We start from the raw sequence: 18,625 nt of genomic DNA, 5'->3' as shown, positions 1-18,625 counted from the left end.
TGTATTATATTTCAAAACCTATTAACCTATACTTTCCTCTACTGACTTTTTCTAGGCATGGATGTCCATTATGCCATTTTGGGGTAACCGCATTTTTATGTACGTCAGATGTTAACAGCATTCCGCTTAATTGGTTATCACTTATTTCTGTAAGTGAAGGTATAATCTCTTCACGAATTACATCACGAATATCTTTGGGTGAGAATATCTCTTTTCCCCTCAACGAAAGCATTAGCCCTCCAATATAATTGAGCTTAATTTTCAACCAGACTTCTCTTTTCAGAAATATCTCTCTTTGACGTTTATCAGTTATATATTTTCCAGCTAATGTTTGAAAAAAATCATCAACACTAGTTTTATGATATTCTTGGATATGAAACTTGATAATTTGATTTCTATCATAAGTTTTAGGAATATTTGATGTTCTATTCATTCCCATCAGTATGCGTATTTAGGTAATTTGGCGGACTTTGTTCTCATTTTCAGAGATCATAAAAAAAACATTTTTCAAGTTCATTTATTAAGTTAAAACTAATTTAGATAACGAACAAGTAGAAAAATTAAGATAACAGGAGTAACTTATATTCAGACTAAGCCCACTAAACCCAACATAAATCCACCTCTTTCCCCTTATTCATCAATGTTTGGGTGTATGGGTGTAAGGATTCTATAAAACTTTGTATTTGAAAATATTATTATTCTTTAGAATAAGACGACATTTTATTATAGAAATAGAGGAGTTATTTTCTGACACTTCTACGCCCATACGCCCAATCTGTTTATTCATGGGCTTTTTGATGGGTTTTAGGTGGGCGTACTGGGTTTGAATAGTTCTATTGCAATTTGGTTTTAGTCTAGTTTGTGCGAATTGCAAATGTGCTTGGCTGTGTGGACTGGATTATCATTTAATTATTGATTTAGCAAATTTCTCTAAAATCATTGAACTTGGGTGGTCGGATAACGAAACCAATTTATTCGCTAAAGCAATTGGAAGCAATGAGTTATCGTACATATCCGAACGTAATTTCTCAATGTATTTAAGTATCACATCAATATTATGAAAATCTTCTTTTTTGGGGTTCATAACAACCTCTGGTGAAGATGTCGGCAAAGTAATTAAGTAAATTTTCTCGTCTCTTGATTTAAAAATTAACTTACTCCCATAGTAAGATGTTTTTCCAAAAGGCTCCGTTGTATTGATGTCACCTGGTTTCACATATTTATAGATATACTTATTTGAAAACAAATATGCTTGACCTGGTTTAATTTTATCTTGAATTTCCATTGCGTGCTCAACAAAAGGACCCGATTTTTCAATCCCTACAATATAAATATCCTCAGAGTAAGCAAGGTAACTTAACAAAGCTCTCATCGGCTTATGCATATTAGCAGTTTGACCAAAAAATCCTAAAGGTCCATCCTTGATAAATACAACTTCTCGTAAAGCTGACTTTCGCCTTTTATATACATTTTTAATGTAATCTATTAGTATAAAATGTTCTGCGATGTTAGTCAAATACCCTAAGACACCACCAGCACCAAAATCATCATCAACAGCCTCGTGCAATCGAAATACATCTGTTAAGAATACTAATCCATCAGCGTGATTAATACAATATTCATCTGTTAGTTGGTTTTTTTCAATATTGATTCTTTTAATATCGGGATTATCTGGATGAGATGCTAAGTCGTAAGTGGTTTTAGCTGATGATGGATTATAAGATTCAAATAGAAACCAACTTAGCGTTTCTAGCAAGTCTTCGTTTTTAAAAAAGTCATAAATAGCTTTTCGTACAGAAAATGTTAGCGTTGCACGAGTTCCATCGTCTTTTTTTAAACCAATATTTTTAGTTGGAATAACTAATTTTCTCCTATGAAGTTCTTTTAGCTTTGAAATATTATCAGGAGAAATATACGGTTCTTCTTTTAGAGAATTCAAATCCTCAATTGATAAAGCATTAGCTCCAAATTGAAAAAATGTTAATGTTGATGAAGGGAACTTGGATTTAACAGGAATTGTTGTATTTCCTCCATCAACGGCAACTATCCATTTTATAGAGTCTTTAGCATCATAATCAACATCAATATAATACGAGGAAATCGTTTCAATCTCTTCAGAATCACGTGGCAATTCATGATTATAGAGGAATTCTTGAACCAACTTATCCTTAATTAAATGAATATGGTTGCTTTTACTTGCCGCTTCAAATGGACGTTTACCTTCGTTATAAGACATAGAAAATTATTTTGCAGAGAATTTATCAATTTGAACAGGTACAATAAACGGATTTGAATATGATTTCATACGAACAAAACCTTTATCATTCTTTGCACTAAAACGCACAAGACTACTCGTAAAATCCTCAAAATCGTAGTATTTCCTAAGCTCTTTTGTTTCATCCTCATTGTTTAAGTGTGCGATAAACCAGTTCTGAGTGTTTTTTAGAATATTTGAACTTATAGAACTTACTTCCTGAGTCGCATATATCATGGCCAAATTTAGCTTAGCACCTTCCTTTGCAATTCGATTATATATTTGGCTTAAATCTTTATCCTCTTTTTTAGGGAATAAATTGTGGGCTTCTTCAAAATAGAATTGAATGTAATTATTCGGTTTCGTTTCAATAAAATTCTGCATTGAATCCGTAAATATTCGTGAACATATCTTTTCACTATATAATCTTTGGATTAAAGGGTCACCTTGCGACAGGTCAATTATTACAATTTTGCCAAGCCTTAACGCAGAAATAATTTCTTTCTCAAATGCTTGTTGAACAGTTGGCGTATGCAAACTTGATATTGCCCTTAAGATTCTAAACCCTGAAAGATTAGCAGAACCATTAGGTGTAGATTTTCTAGTTAAAAAAACTAAAAGAGCTTTCATGTCTTCGTCAAGATAGTCAAAGCCTTTGCTCTGCTTGTACTGAGTGAAAACTTGTGACAAAGTAGCATCTCCCATTGCCTCATACAAAGATGTAAACCAAGTAATACATTCATCGAGTGTAATTCCTTTATGAGGTTCTATTTCAGGAGTAATTGTACTTATTGTTTTTGCATCTCCAAAAAACTTGACACGATTATTGGTGGTTTTAAAGCCTGCTGCATATAAACAAGCTTTGTAAAGGGCTATTTTTCTATCATATAGATTAGCCGCATTTTTTTCATCACTTGTCCTATCCGATATTGATTTTGTGTAGCCGTCAGGAACATTTAAGTCCATTGCACAAATGGATTGAATATAATTACTTGTATTAGAGGTCAAAGTCGCACGTACCAATTCAAAACCAGCTTGAATTTCTGTATAGAAGTTTGTTTTTAATACCTTGAATCCTTCGTCAGTTTTATCCAAAACACTATATCTAATTACTAAATCCTTGTACATGTCAAAAATAGCAGTGCCTTCGTCTTGTAGATTTGCATTTGCATATTCACCATTAATGTCAAAAATAATTTGCCCTACTGGCAATTTAGGAGCGCCAGTATCACTATCTAAAGGCTCTAAAAGGTTTTCATGTGCAGGAAGTTCTTTTATAGAGTTATATTTTGATTTAGAGGAAATTTCAACAGTAGCTTGAATTACTTTTTTGACAGAATTAGATTTACCCGTTCTTGTCATTCCAAAAAGTGCAGTTCTTTTCCCTAATAAATCCCCTGGATTAATAAAAACTTTAACATCATTTACTGATTCATCATGAAGAAGCTGTCTTCGACTCGAACTATATCTAACATTTCCAATTGCAAATTCTGATTCACCCCCTGCAAGTATATCCTTGTCTCTTTGATTAGCTACTATTTCAAGTACCTTGTCAGTTGCTTTATAAACTTTGTAGTTGTGAGCAGAATAAAAGTTTTCGACGTCTGCTCCAAATTCTACTTTTCCATTTTCCTTATAAAAAGTTCCTAAAATACGACATTCCAGACCAGAGAAGCTAAACTCGTATTTAGTAAAATCATCAAGTTCACTTTGTTTTCCAGAAGTCTTTAAATTATCCTTATAATACTCTACCATAGAGGCAATAACATTGCTGTCTGTGGGTAATTGAGCAGGGTCCAAAACTCTTAGCAACAATGCTTCATGAATTTCCTCGTCATAAGGATTGTCATAAAAAGCTAACAAAAAAGAACCTTGAGGAATCCCTTTTACTTTATATTTCCAATAATCAGATATTAGCAGCTTTAGTTTATTGTAGTTAATTGCAAAAGGTCGACCAACAAAAAGTTCTTCTTTTTGACCTTCTTTGAAGAAATCTACATCAGTAATTTTTGTAATCAGGGAATTCATTATTGCACGATTTTTAATTTAAAATTGTTATTCGGTTCTTCAAACCTATAAATAGATTGATTAGCAAACTCAGCGTCAATTTCAATCCCCAACCACTTTCGACCTTTTTTTTCACAACAATACCCTGTTGTATTGCTACCAGCAAAAGGGTCTAAAACAAAATCACTCTCATCTGTTAAGAAATCAACAAAAAAATTAACGATTCCAGCATGCATCCTCGCTGGATGAGGAACTATATTTTCTCTACGACATAATTTTTGATAATAATCATTTGAAGAAGTATTTGAAAAACTCAAAACATTATGAGGCAATCTTACATCTCTTTTCTCATCTATTGGTTCAAGCTCAAAAAAGTTATGAGAGATGCTACCTCCGTGATTCTTTAAAAAACCTTCTTCTGAAATAACATGCTCTGAAGGTCTCTTGCCTTTATTATAACTTTGTTTCTCTAAAAGTTTTTGCATGCTTTTACTGTATGGCCTTAATACCTTACTGTTATCGGCTTTAGGGAAATCTGATTTTGCTAACCACCAAATATGAGTATAACTATCAACGGTTCTTAAACGATTTACTGTTACCCACTGAGCTGGCGATGGTAGTTTAGATGGATTATAACAAATGAATTCCTGTATTAATCTTAAGTTTGAATTTTGCACTAAACCCAATAATGACTCTAAATGCAATAACGACTGTACAGGTCTTTCAGATTCCCATGAATTTCCAATTTCTATCACCAAAGAACCATCGTCGGCTAATAATTCTTCAAAAACAGGAGCTAAACTTATAAACCATTCTTTATATGATTCGCCCTGCAAATTTCCATACTTCTTTTTATTGTTTAAAGGGAATGGAGGAGAAGTCACGATTAGATTTACTTTTCCCTTTAATTTTGATGAAAGTTTCCCTTTTAGCAATTTAATAGAATCCCCTAAGAGAAGTTGTCCATTTTTTGTTTTATAATATGTTTCCTTTAAATGCGCCATAAAAAATTAAAAAGCTTCTAAAATACAAAACCTGTGATGGTTTCTTTCATGTGTGGTGGCAAAAATTTGGCTCTTTTGCATGCTGAAGAACCAATGTAATTAATTCACAACTGCTTGATTTTAGGTCTGAAGAACTTATCAAATTTCTCAATGTTATCCATGAACCATTGATGTTGGTTTTTCCAATCAGATTTATCGCTTACGTTTGCATCTCTTTTAAGGTACACCCATGAAAGCTTATTATCTGGTAATTCATCCCATATTACATTCTCATCAATTTCTTGATATGATTGATTTTCATATTTAGATTTTAATTTTCTGAAATCTTCTTTTGATGTGTCTGATTTAATTAGAAATTCGATCCTCAAAAAGTTGTCCCTTACACTGTGAACGACAGACAAATGAAAATAACTTTTCCCTAATGCAAAATTGGTCCAATGATTTGGTGATGGTTTTTGGTTACGAAGGAATGATCCATTATCCTCAAAATACTTCTTCATTGCTGTCCAGTATTCAAGATTGAGTGTTTTTGCTTCCGTCAAATCTTGTGAACCTGCTGCACTTTTTACTGTCTTAGACCAATTATTTGGCTTACTTACAATTTGGAACATCGGAGCTGGTAAACTTTCACCTATTTGATATGCTTCTATCTCTATCCCAAAGAAATTAAATTGCTCATCCGTAATTCGGTTTAACCAGTCAATTGTAGCCCTATGCTCCTCCGTAAACTGTTTAGCTATCCAAATCACTGTCACAGCATCTAAACCTGCCGCATATGTCATTATCTGACCTAAATGGGTATGATCTGTACGTTCAAGTTGGTTCTCAATTAAAACATAGTGATCGTCAATCGTATTTTTACAAAGTATATCAGCTCTGAAAGGACCTACATTCTTTTCCTGTTGAACCACCTCTAGCTCAATTTGAATTTCTTCACTTAACTGCGATATGTTTTCTTCCTTCGCTAACCAGGGAGTAAAATCAGATGCTTCTCCTTTCCACAGTTCACGAATTTCAACTTTTTTAAGTTTTCCTATTTTGGGTGACATTATAATTTGGGTGTTGATTTTGAATTACTAAAAGTAACAGTTTTATTGTAAAGTATAAATATGTGATATAAAAAAAGCCCACCTAAAGGTGAGCTCATATTAACATCTATTTCGTCCATCCGTTTTTTTCCTTAGTGGATCGGACGGATGGATATTATCTATTCCTCTGCTGCTGGCAAATCAACTTCACCTTCATCTTGCTCGGGATTCGCATTATTGATACTACCCATTTGATATTCCTTGTAATATTTATGAGCAGTACTTTTTGAAATTTTCGTCCCTTCTGATATCAAATTCTCAGAAATTCGTTCAAATGACATACCCTTATTTTCGTGCATTTCAGCTATTCTTTTTCGTATAGTCGACTTGGGAATAGCATCTTCAGTTCTTTCAACAAGATCCTCAAATTCAACTCGTTCATCTGTCATCTCAAATGTCAAATTCTCATTGAACTTGATTTTGAAACTATGTGATTTATATTCATCAGGAAGATAATTTCCTTTTACAACACATATATGGCGATATTCGTTGTCAAATGGATCTCTTCTTAATTCGATTACTTGCCTCGCTTTACCCTCGATTCCTTGGGAACCTAGCAGGTTGTTTTTACTTGGAGGCAATTGTTCAGTGCGTTTCCCAGTGTGGTGTAGAAAAACAAACAAGCAATTATATTTGTCTGCCAATATAAAATACCTATTAAGAAAATCACGGACTTTATTTGCCTGGTTGAGTTCGCCACCAAAGATGTCAGTTAAGGCATCTATTATTACCAGATCAGTCGGATTCTTAGCAAGAATAGCATCAAGACTGTCAACCAGCCTTTCCGAATCGAAAATGTATCGTAATCTTTCAAGTGAGCTCGCATCATAATTATCCCCGAGTGATTTATTTAGCAAATGAGATATTGCATAGCGGTCATCTTCTGTTGAAACATAGATTACACTATTATGCTCTGCATTAATCTTCCATCCGAGGAATTCGTCTTTTCCCTGTACAATGGAAATAGCTATTTGCCTCAAAAGGGTACTTTTGCCGATATCACTACCACCAGCAAGAATTGTTATGCCACTCTTTATGAATAGTGGGGCAATTAACATCGGTAATTCTTTAACACCAAATTCATACAGCTCTTTACCAGTGTAATAAGCTTTGTTTGGAGCCAATTCAGTTTTTGGCTTTTCATCAAGCTGAATTTTTTTGGAAGGGTTATTTTCTTCAACAACAGCTGTGCCTTCATCAGATTCTGCTTTTACCATAATCGTTTCATCCGGAATGTAAGAATATTGATCCAGATTTCCATTATTGGATTCCTCAGTTCCTTCTTCAGGTTGCTTATTCGGGTCTGTTTTTGAATCAGTAGAATCCTTTTCAAATTCATGTGATTCGAAGAGTGGATCGTTCATATCATTTATATACATGACACCCTCCTTCCTCTGTTGACGGGTTTTACTTCATGAAGACTCAGAAATTCGTCCAGTTGCTTCTGAGTGATGTACGTTTTTGAACCTACAATTGTACATGGAAGAATTCCCTGTTCTTTCCAATTGTAAATTGTGCGATTCGTAACTGAAAGCAAATTAGCAATTTCAGTAATTGTGTAAACTTTAAAATGTTCTTGAAACTTCGGTTGATTATCACAGAGCAACTCTATAATTTTTGTTTGCCCTTCTTTTAATCTTTCAAATTCTATTGCTAAATCCATAATTTTTGTTTTTAGCGTTAAAAAATTTATTACCACCAGTCAATTGAGCCAAGCTGGTGTTTACTCAGCTTCAATTTCCGATACAAAGATCTGAAGGATTTAAAGGCAAAAACAGTTGCTAAGGGTTGCGCAACCATAAGGTAAGTTCCTGTATATCAGCAATAATAATCTGCTATTTTTAGATGTTTTTTAAATTTTGTCTCATCCTGATTAGGAGTGTTTCAATGTTTCCTATGGAAGTATTATCTGGAGTTATGAATTTATTTTTAACACTAGCTTCACTTATGGATTCTTGTTTGTTGGTTGAAAATGATTGTGAAATAAATCTATATATTTCCGTTTTATGCTTGGTATTAAAAATTTTCTCGTCATCAAGTAAGCGAAAAAACAAAGAGATATCTGCTACAGATAAATTAAGGTTGAGCTTATTTGATTCTGACTTAATATGAACAAAATCAATTTTTTCTGTAAGCTCTGTGATTAATGTATTTGTTATCTCAAATTTATGTTTAGAATATTTTTCAATGTAATTTAAGTAAGTCGGATTGACATCATTTAAATCTATTTTTTTGTTTTCAACAATAGGTGGAGCACCATAAGTAGCTTCATAAACTCTGATACCTTTTTGCATAAAATACTTATTGTCATTAATCTTTATTGTCTCATAATCATCTATTTGTTTTTCAAGGCGAGTCTTCAAATACGCCATATCATTGACAGACAAAGTACTATCAAGAAGTATCTTATTTTTCAATGTCGCTAAGGTGCTGATTAAATGAGTTATCGATTTTATACCTTTACAAGTAACTGGAAATTCGCCTTCGTAAAGTCCAATAATTTCATCGATTTCGTATTCTTTTACACTCAGTATTTTCAAATAATTGTCTTGGATGTCAATGTTGTCCATTTTAAAACTAAATTAGAGGAATTTGAAATATGGAATTTTATTTTCTTACGATGTGATATAAAATGAAATATCTTAACCAATTATTAAATCATTTGCATCATCCAGTACATCATTTTCAAAGCTATCAAGATAGACTTGGGTTGTTTCTTCGCTCTCATGTCCCAAACCCTCACTGATAATAGATGTAGGGATTCCCGACTTTTTAGCTATGGTAGCCCAACTATGACGACTGACATATGTGGTTAAAGGTATATCAAGGTTTAATAATTCTGAAATTTTCTTGAGTTTTTTGTTCATAAGCCTCATGGCATTCCGGTAATCCTTATATTCATAGCCTTTCCTGTAAATGATTGGGAATATATATGAATCTTTTTCATTCAGATCATTGTACCTTGATAAAATTTCTTTAGACTTGTCAGTAAGCTTAATACTAAAGTGCTGACCAGTCTTTCTTCTTGTATAATTCAATCTTCCTGCTTCAATATTCTTTACTTTTAGAAAAGCCATGTCAACTACATTCATTCCACGATTATAAAAGCTAAACATGAACAAGTCTTTCCATAACTGAAGATTATCTTCCTTTGAAACATCAAGCTCTTCAACCAATTTGATTATATCTTTATTTACAGCCCTTTTCCTAGTTTTTTGGTGTTTGATTGAAATGTTTTTAAATGGGTATCTTTCATTTTCTAAAATCCCTTCTTTAATGGCTTTATTAATCACAGCCCTCAATGTTCTTAAATGTACAGAAATAGTATTGACACTATTCCCAATTATTTTCATGTGCGATTCGTAATCTTTTATCTTTTTTGCATCTATATCTGCAAGTTTCACCGATTTTCCTTCAGCAAATCTGTTAAAGGAATTCTTCATGTATTTATACACTCTGGAGTTTCCAGTTTTTCCTTCCTTTTCAAATCTTTCAAGTAAAAGATCAACATAGTCATTTAAGGTTTCACCTGATGATTTAAGTTTGAATTTATTTTCAATGTCATCAATAGTAAAGTGCTGGTGTTTATTTTCAAAATCAGTGATTATCTTATTCATTGTCAATAAACCATTTTTTATTCGGGAATTGACTTCTGCTTGGTAAGGATGCTTTTTGTTTGTGCATTCTTTATCAATGTTCCACTGTTCAATTGTTGCTGATCTTCCAAGATAAAATTCTTTTTTTCTTCGATTGTGAAGCACCTGTATTATGATAGGGTGTGTTCCATCACTAAGTGTTTTTTTTGTATTAAATTTAAGTTTTACTGAAGCCATCGGTATTTCTTTAGGTGAAACATAGGTGAAACATTATTTTCAAAAATATGCAATTTATTTCATAATTTCACTTGTTGTAAAGCTTGAATAGTGCTGGTTTTGAGAATGGTCATGAATGTTTGTGAAAATATATGAAACTAAAATCTTGCTTTGGGAGCAGGGGGTCCCAGGTTCGAATCCTGGTATCCCGACAGATTGGGAAATCAAATGACATCAAAAGCCCGCAAACGCCAGTGTTTGCGGGCTTTTTTGATTTTTTAACATATCAATTTAGACCATATAAAACCAGTTCCCACGTGAACTATAAGGTGACCTGAATTTTTTGTTAAGTTTAGGTCACCTTTTCTTTTGTAATGTCAATTAATACTGACAATACAGAAGATTGTGGTATAGCTCCATTTGGGGTTCTGTCGCATTAATTGTTCTCAATTCAACAATTTCTAATTTTGCCATTCAACTAAAATAATTATTCGATGTTCAAGCGCCACAGATATCCCAAAGCGATAATTCTTCAAGCCGTTTATTTAAAATTGAGATTCACTTTAAGTTATAGGGATGTAGAAGAACTGCTTTTAATAAGAGGAGTAAATATTGATCATTCTACAATTCAAAGGTGGGTTTATAAATTTACCCCTTTGATCGAAGCGAATATACATAAGAGGAAGCGGCAAGTTTGCGACAGTTGGAGGATGGATGAGACCTACATCAAAGTTGGTGGTAAAGATCGTTACCTATACAGAGCTGTGGATAAGTATGGGAATACGATCGACTTCTTGTTAACCAAGCGAAGGATGAACGGATCTGCTCAGAAGTTTCTGAATAAAGCCATAGGTAACAATGGTAAACCACGTATAATCAACATTGATAAGAGCGGTGCCAATAAGCAAGGCATTAAAACCTACAACAAGCGAAATTTTAGGAACGTGAAATGGAGGCAATGCAAGTATTTAAATAATATTGTGGAGCAGGATCATCGTACCATCAAAAGAAGAATAGCAATCACCACCGGATTCAAAAGTTTTGAGTCAGCGCAACGAACACTGGCAGGAATTGAAATAATAAATATCATAAGAAAGAATCAAATTATTGATTCCAAATCCACTAGCTACAAAACTTTCAATTCTTTAGCTGTATAATTCTGAACAATGGAGATCTATTAGATTAAGTTGGATTAACGCGACAGAACCTTTTTAAGTTCTACTATGGTCGTGGCATTTGTGTTGTCTTATTTCATATGATGCGGACAGAATAGATGTCGAAATAGAACAGGAAGTTTATTTTCTGTTGTTTCTATAGATAAATCTATTTGGAGATCAAATAGAAGCATCTAGTTTAATCGTTTGTTCAATCTATCATCTTAGATCATCTGAACTGCGATTTATCGTTGCTTGAGGTGGTGGTGATTGGTTGCAGGCCATCAAATGTCTGTGAATAAATTTTTCACAATGTTTCCGCAAGATTCCCGGATATTCAGTTTTACGGGCAAGACAATCTGTTGTGTTTTTGCTTCGCGATCATTGATTTGGTTCAGCAATACCTCGAATGCAACCTTCCCAATCTCTTCTTTGGGCTGACTGACAGATGTTATCGCGGGATATGAGAATTTGAATAGTTCGATGTCATCAAAAGATGCAATTGAAATATCGTACGGAATTCTGATGTTAAAACGTTTTAGTGCATTCAATCCCTCGATGGTAAGCTTATTGTTCAGAAAAAATATTGAGTCAATTTTTTCTTCAAGTATTAACTGCTTTAAAGCTTTTTCCATATTTTCTCTAATGTTATTATTGTATGGGATTTCTTTGATCAGCTTATTTTTAACTTGATGGCCATTTTTTCGTAATGCCTCCTGGTATCCAGATATTCGATGTTTCATCGTCGTTAGATGAGAGGGGGTTACAGAAAGTAGTGCTGTCTTTGTTAGACCAAGCGAAAGCAGGTGTTCTGTCATATCGAAAGCCCCCTGGTAATTCCCTGAAACGACGTAGTTGGTTTTTACACCAGGTACATATCTGTCTATTAAAACGAAAGGAATGTTGCTGTCCCTGAGTCTGCGTATCTGGTTTCTGTCGCTAAAAGAAGTAGATAGAATCAAGCCGTCAACACCTTTGTTCATAAGTACTCTGAGCATTTCATCTTCCTTTTCGGGGTTTTCTTCTGAGCTCATGAACATTATGCTGTAACCATTCTCTGAAGCTTTTTCCTCAATACTTTTTGCAATTACTGAATAGAAGACATTTGAAATATCAGCAATGATCAATCCAATTGTCTTTGAATTTCCAAGCCTCAAACTTCTGGCAACCTGGTTGGGTCTGTAATTTAATTTTTTTGCCAAATCCCAAACTTTCTTTTGCGTTTCGGCGCTAATTCCTTTTTCATCTCCCCGGTCATTTAGAACCATGGAAACCAGTGTTGTGGAAACTCCAAGTTGGTTTGCTATGTCTTTTAAGGATGTCGTTTTCACTGATGTGTTTTTATTGATATTCAGGTCTATAATATCAGCTAAGATTAAAAATATATTACAAATAAAAAATGGTAATGGGATAAAACTACAAGTTTTGATTATTAAATAAAAGGGTATTTATTTAATTAATTGTTTTAAAAGTGTTTTTTTTGTTTAGATAGGTTTAAGATTTTTGAATGTATATAAGAGTCAGATATACAGTGTTTGAGAATTTATATGTTGCTAAATATCTGGCCGGAAATTCAGATTAAAACGATTTAGTTTGGTTTATTGAAAAAAAGACAATTACTTTGAATTCTATTGGGATGGGAAATAAGCTAATTTGCTATTTGTAAGGATGATCTGGATGAAAGGAATCGCAATTAATGAATTTTCTAAATGAGGAAATAGGCTTTGATATATAAGAACAAGTATATGTTAGATTGTTAGATGGTCGTGGTTTTTGTTCTGGAAAGTTCAATATCGGGTGTGATGCGCTAAAAAGAACTGCAATAAATTGGGGCTATTGCAGCGTATTACAGTACAACGAATCTAATGGCGTTCGAATAATTTTATACGATAATTTAAACCTAACTTATTAATCAACTATGAAAACCATCCGTTTATTTTTTCTTTTTAGCACCTCCCTTTTTCTAATTTTTAATTTGGGATGTTCACTTGAATTAGATTCAAAAAGCGTGTCTCGAAACAGTGGATTTGAAACCCGGGATCTGATAAAGTATGTGGATGAGAGTATAGGAACTGAAGTAGGTAAATGTTCTTATGGCGTTTCAATTCCGTTTGGTTCTATTCGTCCTTGCCCACATAATTTTGACAGACGAAACGGGTATAATCTTCAGAAAGATATCAGTGGATTTACCCTGATAAATACGGGTTCGGTATATAAATACTCGTGCCTGCAAATATCACCGCAAATAGGATTGGATTGCTGGGATGATAACAATGGCCCAACTAGTCACGATTCAGGCAAAATGAACGAAATCTGCCAGCCTGATTATTACACAGTAGATCTGACCAAGTATAACATTAAAACTGAATTTACATCTTCTCATTTCTCTTCCATATTTAGAATTACTTACCCGGAAACAAATGACGAAAATGCAAGTCTTGTTATTTACCCATCTTATTCGTTATTCTCCGAGTCAAACTTCTCTACACTCAATTATAATCCGAGTACGAATCAGATTACTGGATACATATATGTAGATGATGGATGGTATTATTCGAAAGGCAAAGTTTACTATGCTATTGAACTTAGCAAACCGGCTAAAGATTTCGGTTTATATAAAAATCACGAAAAAGAGTTCGTTGAAAACTCGGATACAATCTCAGGTGAAGGCGTTGGTTGCTTTTTCAAATTCGACACTAAAGAAGACGAGCAAATTTTTCTGAAGGCTGCTATTTCCACGCGCAGCGTCGAAAATGCTCAGAAATACCTCCAGGAAGAAATTCCAGGTTGGGATTTTGATCAAGTAAGGTCAGAAGCGACATCAACTTGGAACAAAGCTCTGAGCAGTATTCTGATTGATGATGAAACTATTTCTGACGACGAGAAGACAATTTTTTACACGGCTCTATATCATTCTCTAATTTCACCTAAAAACCGAACCGGCGACTGCCCATGGAATTACGACGGGCCTTATTTCGATGATCATTTATGTGTATGGGATACCTTCAGAAGCGAATTCCCATTACTAACATTAATACAAGAAAGCACTGTAAGAGAAAATATTAAATCTTTTTGCGAGATATTTAGTCACTATGGTTATGCTTATGATGCCTTTCTTGTTGGTGCAGGAGACATGATACAGGGAGGAGATAATGTTGACGTATTGATTGCCGATGCCTATTCGAAAGGTATGGAAGGAATAGACTGGGAAGAAGCTTACAAGGTTTTGAAAGGCCATGCCACAGAATCGGGCCGTTCTCCTCATTATCTGAAAGACGATCAGGGGTGGGTGCCAATTAACACCCTGACGAAAATGTCCCTGGGTTCTGTTTCCAAGTCGCTTGAGTTTTCCTATAATGATTATTGTGCCTCGGTTGTTGCAGGCGGACTGGGGTACACTGAAGACTCTGTTCGTTTTGCGAAGAGAAGTTCAAACTGGCAAAGCCTTTGGGACAAAAGCGTGACCAGTGAAGGTTTTAGCGGATTTGTGCAGGCAAAAGATACTACTGGTAAATTTGTATTTCTCGATCCGGCAACTAATCCGAAGGGCTCATTTAGCCTTCACTTTTATGAAGGGGATAGCTGGACTTATTCCTTTTTCGCACCACACCAAATGAGTAAGTTGATTGATATCATGGGAGGAAAAGATGCTTTCATTAAACGATTGGATTACTATGTAGATAACCGGATTGAAATCTACAATGAACCTTGCTTCATGACACCATTTTTATTTGCTTATGGTTTAAGATCTGATCTGAGCTCGAAATACGGACGGAAAGTCTCTCAAAATTTTACCCGACAAAATTATCCCGGTGACGAAGATTCTGGTGCAATGAGCTCATGGTTCATTTTTTCAAGGCTTGGGTTCTTTCCGGTGGCTGGGCAAGACCTTTACCTCGTAAACGGTCCTCGGTACAAAAAAGTAACCATCCAGATGGAGAATGGGAAAAAGCTGATTATCAATGGGGATGGTGCATCTGATACTAATCTCTATGTTCAGTCAGCTTCAATAAATGGAGAAGACTTAAGCACTGCTTGGTTTAAACATACCGACATAAAAGACGGAGCAGAATTGAATTTTAATATGAGCGACCAACCCGGCAAATGGGGAGAAACAACACCTCCACCGTCGTATTGATTTAAGGTATCGCAGTATTATTACTCGCATGTTATCTGATTTTTAATGCGCTGGAATATAAAAAGAGGCACAATAAAACGTGTTTTACGTATACTATAATCTTAACCTAAAAAACAATAAAATATGAAACGAAGTGAAATAAACCAGATTTTGAGGAGTGCCAAAGAATTTATGGCAGAAAAACAGTTCAACCTACCGCCGTGGGCATATTGGAGTGTTGACGATTGGAAAGCAAACAAGGAAGGGGCTGAAGAAGTCATAGATAATATGCTTGGGTGGGACATCACCGATTTTGGATCGGGTGAATTCTACAAAAGGGGACTTTTTCTATTCACCATTCGTAATGGAAAGTTCGGTGTTGACAAGAAGACCTATGCCGAAAAAATCATGATCGTTGAAGAAAACCAGGAAACCCCCATGCATTTTCACTGGGCAAAAATGGAAGACATTATTAACCGTGGAGGCGGAAACCTGGTTATTGAACTCTATAATTCGGACAAAAGCGAGCAGTTGGACACTACGCCTGTTCAATTAAAAACCGACGGAATAAAGCGGACTGTTGAGGCTGGCGGGAAAGTAATTCTTAATCCAGGTGAGAGCATTTGTCTGGAGCAGGGTGTGTACCACCGGTTTTACGGTGAAGAAGGAAAAGGTAAGGTGTTGGTTGGCGAAGTGAGCATGGTCAATGATGACACCAATGACAACCGTTTTCATGAGCCTGTCGGCCGTTTTCCAGTGATTGAAGAAGATGAGGCGCCATTACATTTATTAGCATCAGATTATAGTAAATTTCTTTAGTTTATGGTTGAGCAAAAACAATTTAGAATATCAGGTACTGGCTGCACGCTAATCGATTATTTGTATTCACCGGTAAGTTTTAAAGATCCCGAATTTACAAAATACCTTTCAAAAAGCCCAGGTGATGGGGGATTGTCTCCCGGCAAGCTGGTTTTTAAGGAGGAGTTTGATAAGTTCTCGGGAGAAAACTACATGCAGGTGCGTGATGTAATTACCAAGAGCAAAAAACCTGTGGGAATAAACATAGGTGGCCCTTCGATCGTTTCGCTGATCCATGTTTCTCAACTTTTGAAAAAGTTCCCGATAGAAGTAGATTTTTATGCTTGCAGAGGAAATGATCAGGGGGGCGAGTTCATCGAAGAAATGCTCAGTAAAACGCCTGTGAAGATTGGGAATTACAAGATAGGAAAGCAATATACACCATTTACAGATGTTCTTTCAGATCCCGACTTTGATAATGGTCACGGTGAGCGGATTTTTATCAATAACATTGGCGCAGCATGGGAAATGGAACCGGAGAATTTGGATGATTCATTTTTTGAGAGCGATATAGTCGTTTTTGGAGGTACAGCATTGGTTCCGAATATCCACTCGGCATTGGGCGATCTGTTGGAAAATGCCAAGTCGAAAAGAGCCGTTACAGTGGTTAATACGGTGTATGATTTTCTGAGTGAGAAGAAAGATCCTTCAAAACCCTGGATGCTTGGGCAGTCAGTGGAAACCTACAAGTTCATTGATCTTTTGATTACAGACATGGAAGAGGCATTGCGATTGAGCGGTAAGTCAAGTGTTGATGCTGCGATGAGTTTCTTTAAATCGGTGGGTGTAGGGGCGTTCATTATAACTCATGGATCAAAGGACCTTCATTTTTATGCTGATAGCGCTTTGTTTGGACAAATACCACACGCGAGTTTGCCTGTTTCGGAAAAAGTCGTGCAGGAACTAATGTCTGAGCCGGAGAGAAAAGGCGATACCACAGGTTGTGGTGATAATTTTGCTGGAGGGGTTATAGCGTCAGTTGCGAGCCAGCTTCTTGAAAAACAAGAAGGGCCGGTTGATTTAAAAAACGCTGTTGCCTTGGGGGTTGCATCGGGTGGATTTGCATGTTTTTATAACGGAGGAACTTATTATGAAGAATATCCCGAACAAAAAGCCGGTTTGGTGGAATCTTATTACAAGTCTTATTTATCGCAAATCAAAACCGAAAAAACGGTAAAATGAGGGAGGCAAGAAAAATCATTGTCTTTGGTGCAGGCAAGATCGGCCGTTCCTTCATCGGGCAGGTCTTTAGCCGGTCAGGTTATGAAGTGGTTTTTGTTGATATCAATGCCCGGCTTATTGATTTGATCAATGATAAAAAAGAATACCGCGTTGTGATTAAAAGTAACAAGGGGGATGAAATTATCACGGTATCTAATTGTAGGGGAATCCACCTGAATGATAAAGAAAAGTTGGTTTCTGAATTGACCGACGTTCCCTTGATTGCTTTGTCGGTTGGACAACAGGGATTGCCTGCTGCTTTGCCATTGATCGCCGAGTCGTTATTGAACAGGCCGCAGAAGCATGGGCACTGGCCGTTGGATATCATTATTGCTGAAAACATGCGTGATGCTGATCTGTTTATTGCTGATGAATTATCCAAGCGATTACCAACGGATTTTCCATTGCAAGAGCGTGTTGGTTTGGTCGAAAGCAGTATTGGGAAGATGGTGCCCATCATGTCGAGAAAGGATTTAGAGGATGATCCCTTGCAGGTATTTGCAGAGCCATATAATTCTTTAATAGTGGCAAAATCCGGGTTCAAAAATCCGGTTCCAGATGTAGGTTTTCTGGCTCCTAAAGAAAACATTAAAGCTTGGGTTGACCGAAAATTATTCATACACAACCTTGGACATGCAACAGCGGCTTATTTGGGTTTTCAGAAAAACCCAAAGTGGATTTACATTTACGAAGCTTTAGCAGATCCCGAAATATTTCAGTTAACCCGGGAAACCATGTTGCAGTCTGCAGAAATTCTGATGGCTCAATATCCAGGCGAATTTACCCATTCTCAGCTTGAGGCGCATATTGACGATTTATTGGAGCGTTTTCAAAACAAGGCATTGGGTGATACTATATTTCGGGTTGGTTGCGATTTATATCGGAAGTTAAGCCCTGAGGATCGATTGGCTGGTCCGATTCATGCAGCTATTAAGTTAGGTAAACCATACGACTTTATTCTGAATGCTATTATGGCTGCTATGAATTTCAAGGCACCCGATGAAAATGGAGAATATTTTCCAAATGATGAGAAATTCTCTGCTGAAACTCACAAAGGGGTAGATTATATCATTAAAGAGATTTGCAAATTGAAAATCTAATTTAAGAAAC

General features: G+C 35.5%; 15 protein-coding genes. 5 read left to right on the top strand and 10 right to left on the bottom strand.

The genetic code is table 11. The features are described from left to right. Positions 1–4: 4 nt before the first annotated feature. The 9 genes from ACUNWD_RS06980 to ACUNWD_RS06940 form a co-directional block, all read right to left on the bottom strand. Positions 5–439, bottom strand: coding sequence for a hypothetical protein (locus ACUNWD_RS06980; RefSeq protein ID WP_445587072.1), 435 nt, complete (start codon positions 437–439; stop codon positions 5–7). Between the two features lie 462 nt (positions 440–901). Further along, positions 902–2,236, bottom strand: a complete 1,335-nt coding sequence (locus tag ACUNWD_RS06975) for a hypothetical protein (RefSeq protein WP_445587071.1) — start codon at positions 2,234–2,236, stop codon at positions 902–904. A gap of 6 nt (positions 2,237–2,242) precedes the next feature. After that, on the bottom strand, positions 2,243–4,282 hold the full coding sequence (locus ACUNWD_RS06970; RefSeq protein ID WP_445587070.1) for a hypothetical protein: 2,040 nt from the start codon (positions 4,280–4,282) through the stop codon (positions 2,243–2,245). Further along, positions 4,282–5,265: a DNA-methyltransferase gene (locus tag ACUNWD_RS06965; protein WP_445587069.1), complete on the bottom strand. Its 984-nt coding sequence runs from the start codon at positions 5,263–5,265 to the stop codon at positions 4,282–4,284. Before ACUNWD_RS06965 ends, ACUNWD_RS06970 begins: the two co-directional genes overlap by 1 nt. A gap of 104 nt (positions 5,266–5,369) precedes the next feature. After that, positions 5,370–6,314, bottom strand: coding sequence for a DUF4268 domain-containing protein (locus ACUNWD_RS06960; RefSeq protein ID WP_445587068.1), 945 nt, complete (start codon positions 6,312–6,314; stop codon positions 5,370–5,372). Positions 6,315–6,472: 158 nt separating this feature from the next. Beyond that, the gene (locus ACUNWD_RS06955) at positions 6,473–7,717 is read right to left on the bottom strand and encodes an AAA family ATPase (RefSeq protein ID WP_445587067.1); all 1,245 of its coding nucleotides are present in this window, start codon (positions 7,715–7,717) and stop codon (positions 6,473–6,475) included. A gap of 5 nt (positions 7,718–7,722) precedes the next feature. Then, positions 7,723–8,016, bottom strand: coding sequence for a helix-turn-helix domain-containing protein (locus ACUNWD_RS06950; protein WP_445587066.1), 294 nt, complete (start codon positions 8,014–8,016; stop codon positions 7,723–7,725). A gap of 178 nt (positions 8,017–8,194) precedes the next feature. Further along, entirely contained in the window at positions 8,195–8,923 is a 729-nt protein-coding gene (locus ACUNWD_RS06945; RefSeq protein ID WP_445587065.1) for a hypothetical protein, read from the bottom strand. Positions 8,924–8,995: 72 nt separating this feature from the next. After that, positions 8,996–10,186, bottom strand: a complete 1,191-nt coding sequence (locus tag ACUNWD_RS06940) for a phage integrase SAM-like domain-containing protein (RefSeq protein WP_445587064.1) — start codon at positions 10,184–10,186, stop codon at positions 8,996–8,998. A gap of 473 nt (positions 10,187–10,659) precedes the next feature. Between ACUNWD_RS06940 and ACUNWD_RS06935 the strand changes: the two genes are divergently transcribed. Then, positions 10,660–11,322, top strand: a complete 663-nt coding sequence (locus ACUNWD_RS06935; RefSeq protein WP_445587063.1) for an IS6 family transposase — start codon at positions 10,660–10,662, stop codon at positions 11,320–11,322. A 281-nt stretch (positions 11,323–11,603) separates the two neighbouring features. On the opposite strand, the gene ACUNWD_RS06930 is transcribed toward ACUNWD_RS06935, so the two are convergent. Then, entirely contained in the window at positions 11,604–12,650 is a 1,047-nt protein-coding gene (locus ACUNWD_RS06930) for a LacI family DNA-binding transcriptional regulator (RefSeq protein WP_445587062.1), read from the bottom strand. Positions 12,651–13,237: 587 nt separating this feature from the next. Here ACUNWD_RS06930 and ACUNWD_RS06925 point away from each other — a divergent pair. The 4 genes from ACUNWD_RS06925 to ACUNWD_RS06910 all read left to right on the top strand — a co-directional run bounded on the left by ACUNWD_RS06925 (position 13,238) and on the right by ACUNWD_RS06910 (position 18,615). Beyond that, positions 13,238–15,457 carry a GH92 family glycosyl hydrolase gene (locus ACUNWD_RS06925; protein WP_445587061.1) on the top strand — a complete coding sequence of 740 codons (2,220 nt, stop codon included), beginning with the start codon at positions 13,238–13,240 and terminating at the stop codon, positions 15,455–15,457. Between the two features lie 123 nt (positions 15,458–15,580). Next, on the top strand, positions 15,581–16,255 hold the full coding sequence (locus ACUNWD_RS06920; protein ID WP_445587060.1) for a D-lyxose/D-mannose family sugar isomerase: 675 nt from the start codon (positions 15,581–15,583) through the stop codon (positions 16,253–16,255). Between the two features lie 3 nt (positions 16,256–16,258). Then, positions 16,259–17,476 (top strand): carbohydrate kinase family protein, encoded by a 1,218-nt coding sequence (locus ACUNWD_RS06915; RefSeq protein ID WP_445587059.1) that lies wholly within the window; start codon positions 16,259–16,261, stop codon positions 17,474–17,476. Next, a complete protein-coding gene (locus ACUNWD_RS06910) occupies positions 17,473–18,615 on the top strand; it encodes a hypothetical protein (RefSeq protein ID WP_445587058.1) in 1,143 nt (380 codons plus the stop codon). The genes ACUNWD_RS06915 and ACUNWD_RS06910 overlap by 4 nt, the downstream gene beginning before the upstream one ends. Positions 18,616–18,625 lie beyond the last annotated feature (10 nt).

Source organism: Sunxiuqinia sp. A32 (assembly GCF_052690465.1).
This window is presented reverse-complemented; position numbering and strand designations above follow the sequence as displayed.

Bases quoted from the DNA above. Each gene is read 5' to 3' on its own strand.
- ACUNWD_RS06945 (WP_445587065.1), bottom strand. From the start codon at position 8,923: ATGGACAACATTGACATCCAAGACAATTATTTGAAAATACTGAGTGTA.
- ACUNWD_RS06935 (WP_445587063.1), top strand. From the start codon at position 10,660: ATGTTCAAGCGCCACAGATATCCCAAAGCGATAATTCTTCAAGCCGTT.
- ACUNWD_RS06950 (WP_445587066.1), bottom strand. From the start codon at position 8,016: ATGGATTTAGCAATAGAATTTGAAAGATTAAAAGAAGGGCAAACAAAA.
- ACUNWD_RS06955 (WP_445587067.1), bottom strand. From the start codon at position 7,717: ATGAACGATCCACTCTTCGAATCACATGAATTTGAAAAGGATTCTACT.
- ACUNWD_RS06910 (WP_445587058.1), top strand. From the start codon at position 17,473: ATGAGGGAGGCAAGAAAAATCATTGTCTTTGGTGCAGGCAAGATCGGC.
- ACUNWD_RS06975 (WP_445587071.1), bottom strand. From the start codon at position 2,236: ATGTCTTATAACGAAGGTAAACGTCCATTTGAAGCGGCAAGTAAAAGC.
- ACUNWD_RS06920 (WP_445587060.1), top strand. From the start codon at position 15,581: ATGAAACGAAGTGAAATAAACCAGATTTTGAGGAGTGCCAAAGAATTT.
- ACUNWD_RS06965 (WP_445587069.1), bottom strand. From the start codon at position 5,265: ATGGCGCATTTAAAGGAAACATATTATAAAACAAAAAATGGACAACTT.
- ACUNWD_RS06960 (WP_445587068.1), bottom strand. From the start codon at position 6,314: ATGTCACCCAAAATAGGAAAACTTAAAAAAGTTGAAATTCGTGAACTG.
- ACUNWD_RS06915 (WP_445587059.1), top strand. From the start codon at position 16,259: ATGGTTGAGCAAAAACAATTTAGAATATCAGGTACTGGCTGCACGCTA.
- ACUNWD_RS06980 (WP_445587072.1), bottom strand. From the start codon at position 439: ATGGGAATGAATAGAACATCAAATATTCCTAAAACTTATGATAGAAAT.
- ACUNWD_RS06940 (WP_445587064.1), bottom strand. From the start codon at position 10,186: ATGGCTTCAGTAAAACTTAAATTTAATACAAAAAAAACACTTAGTGAT.
- ACUNWD_RS06925 (WP_445587061.1), top strand. From the start codon at position 13,238: ATGAAAACCATCCGTTTATTTTTTCTTTTTAGCACCTCCCTTTTTCTA.
- ACUNWD_RS06970 (WP_445587070.1), bottom strand. From the start codon at position 4,282: ATGAATTCCCTGATTACAAAAATTACTGATGTAGATTTCTTCAAAGAA.